This window comes from Peptoniphilus harei, assembly GCF_900454685.1.
Taxonomy (GTDB): Bacteria; Bacillota; Clostridia; order Tissierellales; family Peptoniphilaceae; genus Peptoniphilus_A; species Peptoniphilus_A harei.
The window spans coordinates 1-5984 of sequence record NZ_UATM01000030.1; the positions used below are offsets into that span (position 1 = coordinate 1).

General features: G+C 27.4%; 10 protein-coding genes. 5 read left to right on the top strand and 5 right to left on the bottom strand.

Annotation, left to right across the window (positions count from 1 at the left end; translation table 11 throughout):
- From DRZ96_RS10670 to DRZ96_RS10680, 5 genes are all read left to right on the top strand, one after another.
- Window positions 1-288, top strand: a 288-nt coding sequence (locus DRZ96_RS10670; RefSeq protein ID WP_218563572.1) for a hypothetical protein, incomplete at its 5' end; no start/stop codon positions are given.
- 371 nt (window positions 289-659) lie between these two features.
- Window positions 660-881, top strand: a complete 222-nt coding sequence (locus tag DRZ96_RS01320) for a phosphopantetheine-binding protein (protein ID WP_112889289.1) — start codon at window positions 660-662, stop codon at window positions 879-881.
- Window positions 878-1951, top strand: a complete 1074-nt coding sequence (locus DRZ96_RS01325) for a saccharopine dehydrogenase family protein (protein ID WP_036762256.1) — start codon at window positions 878-880, stop codon at window positions 1949-1951. Before DRZ96_RS01320 ends, DRZ96_RS01325 begins: the two co-directional genes overlap by 4 nt.
- A gap of 1 nt (window position 1952) precedes the next feature.
- Window positions 1953-2390, top strand: a complete 438-nt coding sequence (locus tag DRZ96_RS10675) for a Gfo/Idh/MocA family oxidoreductase (RefSeq protein WP_218563573.1) — start codon at window positions 1953-1955, stop codon at window positions 2388-2390.
- On the top strand, window positions 2359-2610 hold the full coding sequence (locus tag DRZ96_RS10680) for a hypothetical protein (RefSeq protein WP_218563574.1): 252 nt from the start codon (window positions 2359-2361) through the stop codon (window positions 2608-2610). The genes DRZ96_RS10675 and DRZ96_RS10680 overlap by 32 nt, the downstream gene beginning before the upstream one ends.
- Window positions 2611-3036: 426 nt before the next feature.
- Here DRZ96_RS10680 and DRZ96_RS01335 read toward each other — a convergent pair whose 3' ends face one another.
- The 5 genes from DRZ96_RS01335 to DRZ96_RS10480 form a co-directional block, all read right to left on the bottom strand.
- The gene (locus DRZ96_RS01335) at window positions 3037-3948 is read right to left on the bottom strand and encodes a Gfo/Idh/MocA family oxidoreductase (protein ID WP_218563575.1); all 912 of its coding nucleotides are present in this window, start codon (window positions 3946-3948) and stop codon (window positions 3037-3039) included.
- Between the two features lies 1 nt (window position 3949).
- Complete coding sequence (locus DRZ96_RS01340; RefSeq protein ID WP_112889290.1) at window positions 3950-4879, bottom strand: hypothetical protein; 930 nt, start codon at window positions 4877-4879, stop codon at window positions 3950-3952.
- Between the two features lie 2 nt (window positions 4880-4881).
- Window positions 4882-5022 carry a hypothetical protein gene (locus tag DRZ96_RS10475; protein WP_172605445.1) on the bottom strand — a complete coding sequence of 47 codons (141 nt, stop codon included), beginning with the start codon at window positions 5020-5022 and terminating at the stop codon, window positions 4882-4884.
- Window positions 5019-5459 (bottom strand): phosphopantetheine-binding protein, encoded by a 441-nt coding sequence (locus tag DRZ96_RS01345; RefSeq protein ID WP_172605446.1) that lies wholly within the window; start codon window positions 5457-5459, stop codon window positions 5019-5021. Before DRZ96_RS01345 ends, DRZ96_RS10475 begins: the two co-directional genes overlap by 4 nt.
- Window positions 5460-5648: 189 nt before the next feature.
- The coding region (locus DRZ96_RS10480; protein ID WP_172605447.1) for a hypothetical protein at window positions 5649-5984 on the bottom strand (336 nt) is incomplete at its 5' end.

Here is a 5984-nt window from a genome sequence, read left to right on the forward strand (position 1 = left end):
TTAATTAAAAACATCAATAATGAAAGTAAAGATATTAAAAGGTTAACAATAGGCATTGTTAATGATGTAGATTGCATAATAAAAGATAACTTAGTCAGCAGAATTAAAGATTTAAACAATGTAATTTTATTAAATGATTGCAATGATAAGAAATTTTTGAAAGATAATTACTTAAGTAGATTTGATCACATTATTTCTGTTAATTTTTTACATCAAATTGAAGACGTTGATCTTTTTCAAAACCTCAAAACTAATGTTAAAAAGAAACGGAAAAATTCATGTAATTGATTTTGGTAAAATGGATCCAATATCTGTACTTACAGCCATATTTTTTCAAGAAAAAATCTTGATGTAGAAACTGAAAAACGTACGCAGTTTTTTTATAAAGTTGATTACATTAAGAAAATAGCCAAAAAATATTTTTTTAAAAATACTATGTTTTTGATAGAAAATAATATTGCTTATTATCTCGAATCAGAAAACTATACAGATCATATTGAGTTGATAAATAACTTAGAAAATGAAATTGGGTTAGATTTCGATAAGAAGATTGTTTTGCTGTCATTGGACTCTTTTAATGTGGATGTCTCTGATAAAACAACAATAAAAGAACAATTAAAAAATTATAATGAAAATTTAGAAGAAATCTTAAAAATAATATGGATGCAAAATTTGGATATAGATATGTAGATAGAAATTCTAATTATTTTAAGCTTGGAGGAAATAGCTTATCTGCAACAAAGCTTCTAGTTGAGATAGAAAGAAGATTAAAATGCAAACTCACATTAAATGAAATTTTTTCAAATCCTGAATTTGAAAAAATGTTAAATTTGATAAATTCAAAACAGTTAGGTATGGAGGTAGTAGAAGGTGAAATATGATAGGAATAATTGGAGCTACTGGAGATATTGGTTCAGAATGTACTAAAATTTTGAATGGTTATGGAATCAAAGATATAAAGTTGGGATATAGAAGAAAAGAAAAAGTTTATAAGAGTAAGAATACTTTTGCATTTATAGATTTGGATGATATAAATACTTGTATTGAGTTTGTTGATGGATGTGACTGTATTATAAACTGTTCAGGGTATTCAGATTCATCAATATTTAATTTAATAGATACAGTTAATAAAAACAAATGTATTCTCATTGACTTAAGTTATTATAATTTCTATGAGAAATCTGTTTTTGAAGGAGGAACAATATATCATGGAGTTGGTTCATCGCCAGGATTAATAGAAGCATTGCCAGTTATTATTTCTAGAGTTTTTGATAAAACCCTTAGTTTTCAAATGTATTACGCCTCTAATGGGGAATTTACTTATAATGCAGCCAAAGAATACTTGAGATATTTAAGTGAAGATGGTTTTTATGCAAGATCAATCTTAAATTCAGGAAAGATAGAACCCTATTTGGCAGGAGATAAAACAATAACATTGCCAATAAGCAGCGAAAGATGGGTGCCATTTCCGTATATTGATAAAAGAACTCTTAAAGTTTGTAGGCAAATAGGTGTGGAAAATGCCATATTCTATATGTGCATAAAGAACGGATATGTTTGCAATTTTTTAAAGAATATTCGTTCTGATAACATTGAAAATATAAATGTAATGGCACAAAAATTAGTGGATTTATCCAATTTGGATAATATTGAAAAAAAAGAATTTGGCGGATTTATCTTAGAGGCAACAGGAATAAAAAATAAAAATACTATAGATGCTAATATGATTTTAAAAAGCATTTCACCAACTAGATTAACGGCTCTAACAGTAGCAGCTGTTTCTATTTTAGCTCTAGAACATGGTAATAAAACTGAAATCAAAGATATGAGTGAGTTTCCTTTATTAAATAGTTTACTTGATAAGATGATGGAAATGGATACAACATTTTATTACAAATTGATGAAAGGAACAAATTTGAAATTGAATAATATCTTTGAAGGAGAAATATAAAATGAAAAAAAGATTGAAAGCCATAGTTTGTGGCACGAATTTTGGAGAATTTTATTTAAAAGCATTAAAGAGTGCCGAATCAGATTTTCAAATTGCAGGTATTATCGGAAGAGGAAGTGAAAGGTCAAAGACACTTTCAAAGAAATATAATGTACCACTGTATTTTAATGTTGAAGAATTGCCATCAGATATAGATTTAGCTTGCGTTATTGTTAGAAGTGAGGGAACAGGTGGGGATGGAACAGAATTGTGCATAGATTTACTAAATAAAGGAATAAACGTAATTCAAGAGCAACCTGTTTATCAAGAACATTTATATAAATGTTATAAGCTAGCAAGAGAGAAAAAACCTTATTTACTTGACTGCAAATCTATATTCAAATTTATCAAATATGCAGAGCTTTGCAGTGTATGCAAAAAAATTAAATATATATTCTAAGTTAGAATATATAAGCGTTTCTTTTTCTACACAATTATCATATGTAGCTTTGGATTTATTAGCTATTTCTGGAATTTTAGGTGATTTGGAGTTGGATAATAATATAATAAAGGGATTAGGCCCATTTGATATATTATATGGAAATATAGGGAAATTACCTATTTTAATAGAATTCAATAATCAATTAAATCCCAAACACCTGATTACAATATGCAATTAATGTATAGTTTTAAACTTTATTATGAAGATGGAGTATTATCGCTAAATGATGCGTATGGAGATGTTGCTTGGCGTCCAAGAACATATTTAAAAGGAGCTAAAGACGATTTAAATATAGGTAAAGAGTCAATCTACAAGGTTTTTGAATTCTTTAAAAGAAACGAGTACTTCAAAATTTTTTCAAACATACTGGATTGATTCAATAACAGCAGAATTGATTAAAATGAAGAAATATATGAATTCAGGCAAACTTGATATTCGTCGAGTAAACAGGGAACTATCAACATCTAAAAAATGGGAAATTTTGCAGAAAAAAAGCAGGATATGCAAGTCTTTATGGAGTCTATAAAAACTTTGCATAATCCCTTTTTTCTGCAAAATTTCCCATTTTTTAGATGTTGATAGTTCCCTGTTTACTCGACGAATATCAAGTTTGCCTGAATTCATATATTTTCTTCATTTTAATCAATTCTGCTGTTATTGAATCAATCCAGTATGTTTGAAAAAATTTTGAAGTACTCGTTTCTTTTAAAGAATTCAAAACCTTGTAGATTGACTCTTTACCTATATTTAAATCGTCTTTAGCTCCTTTTAAATATGTTCTTGGACGCCAAGCAACATCTCCATACGCATCATTTAGCGATAATACTCCATCTTCATAATAAAGTTTAAAACTATACATTAATTGCATATTGTAATCAGGTGTTTTGGGATTTAATTGATTATTGAATTCTATTAAAATAGGTAATTTCCCTATATTTCCATATAATATATCAAATGGGCCTAATCCCTTTATTATATTATTATCCAACTCCAAATCACCTAAAATTCCAGAAATAGCTAATAAATCCAAAGCTACATATGATAATTGTGTAGAAAAAGAAACGCTTATATATTCTAACTTAGAATATATATTTAATTTTTTTGCATACACTGCAAAGCTCTGCATATTTGATAAATTTGAATATAGATTTGCAGTCAAGTAAATAAGGTTTTTCTCTCTTGCTAGCTTATAACATTTATATAAATGTTCTTGATAAACAGGTTGCTCTTGAATTACGTTTATTCCTTTATTTAGTAAATCTATGCACAATTCTGTTCCATCCCCACCTGTTCCCTCACTTCTAACAATAACGCAAGCTAAATCTATATCTGATGGCAATTCTTCAACATTAAAATACAGTGGTACATTATATTTCTTTGAAAGTGTCTTTGACCTTTCACTTCCTCTTCCGATAATACCTGCAATTTGAAAATCTGATTCGGCACTCTTTAATGCTTTTAAATAAAATTCTCCAAAATTCGTGCCACAAACTATGGCTTTCAATCTTTTTTTCATTTTATATTTCTCCTTCAAAGATATTATTCAATTTCAAATTTGTTCCTTTCATCAATTTGTAATAAAATGTTGTATCCATTTCCATCATCTTATCAAGTAAACTATTTAATAAAGGAAACTCACTCATATCTTTGATTTCAGTTTTATTACCATGTTCTAGAGCTAAAATAGAAACAGCTGCTACTGTTAGAGCCGTTAATCTAGTTGGTGAAATGCTTTTTAAAATCATATTAGCATCTATAGTATTTTTATTTTTTATTCCTGTTGCCTCTAAGATAAATCCGCCAAATTCTTTTTTTTCAATATTATCCAAATTGGATAAATCCACTAATTTTTGTGCCATTACATTTATATTTTCAATGTTATCAGAACGAATATTCTTTAAAAAATTGCAAACATATCCGTTCTTTATGCACATATAGAATATGGCATTTTCCACACCTATTTGCCTACAAACTTTAAGAGTTCTTTTATCAATATACGGAAATGGCACCCATCTTTCGCTGCTTATTGGCAATGTTATTGTTTTATCTCCTGCCAAATAGGGTTCTATCTTTCCTGAATTTAAGATTGATCTTGCATAAAAACCATCTTCACTTAAATATCTCAAGTATTCTTTGGCTGCATTATAAGTAAATTCCCCATTAGAGGCGTAATACATTTGAAAACTAAGGGTTTTATCAAAAACTCTAGAAATAATAACTGGCAATGCTTCTATTAATCCTGGCGATGAACCAACTCCATGATATATTGTTCCTCCTTCAAAAACAGATTTCTCATAGAAATTATAATAACTTAAGTCAATGAGAATACATTTGTTTTTATTAACTGTATCTATTAAATTAAATATTGATGAATCTGAATACCCTGAACAGTTTATAATACAGTCACATCCATCAACAAACTCAATACAAGTATTTATATCATCCAAATCTATAAATGCAAAAGTATTCTTACTCTTATAAACTTTTTCTTTTCTTCTATATCCAACTTTATATCTTTGATTCCATAACCATTCAAAATTTTAGTACATTCTGAACCAATATCTCCAGTAGCTCCAATTATTCCTATCATATTTCACCTTCTACTACCTCCATACCTAACTGTTTTGAATTTATCAAATTTAACATTTTTTCAAATTCAGGATTTGAAAAAATTTCATTTAATGTGAGTTTGCATTTTAATCTTCTTTCTATCTCAACTAGAAGCTTTGTTGCAGATAAGCTATTTCCTCCAAGCTTAAAATAATTAGAATTTCTATCTACATCATCTATATCCAAATTTTGCATCCATATTATTTTTAAGATTTCTTCTAAATTTTCATTATAATTTTTTAATTGTTCTTTTATTGTTGTTTTATCAGAGACATCCACATTAAAAGAGTCCAATGACAGCAAAACAATCTTCTTATCGAAATCTAACCCAATTTCATTTTCTAAGTTATTTATCAACTCAATATGATCTGTATAGTTTTCTGATTCGAGATAATAAGCAATATTATTTTCTATCAAAAACATAGTATTTTTAAAAAAAATATTTTTTGGCTATTTTCTTAATGTAATCAACTTTATAAAAAAACTGCGTACGTTTTTCAGTTTCTACATCAAGATTTTTTTCTTGAAAAAATATGGCTGTAAGTACAGATATTGGATCCATTTTACCAAAATCAATTACATGAATTTTTCCGTTTCTTTTTAACATTAGTTTGAGGTTTTGAAAAAAGATTCAACGTCTTCAATTTGATGTAAAAAATTAACAGAAATAATGTGATCAAATCTACTTAAGTAATTATCTTTCAAAAATTTCTTATCATTGCAATCATTTAATAAAATTACATTGTTTAAATCTTTAATTCTGCTGACTAAGTTATCTTTTATTATGCAATCTACATCATTAACAATGCCTATTGTTAACCTTTTAATATCTTTACTTTCATTATTGATGTTTTTAATTAATTTATCTAATAAGCTCTCAGTAAACTCACTTCTAATGCCTAGTTTTGCTGGGGATATTTCATTATCTAAAAGCAAAAGCTC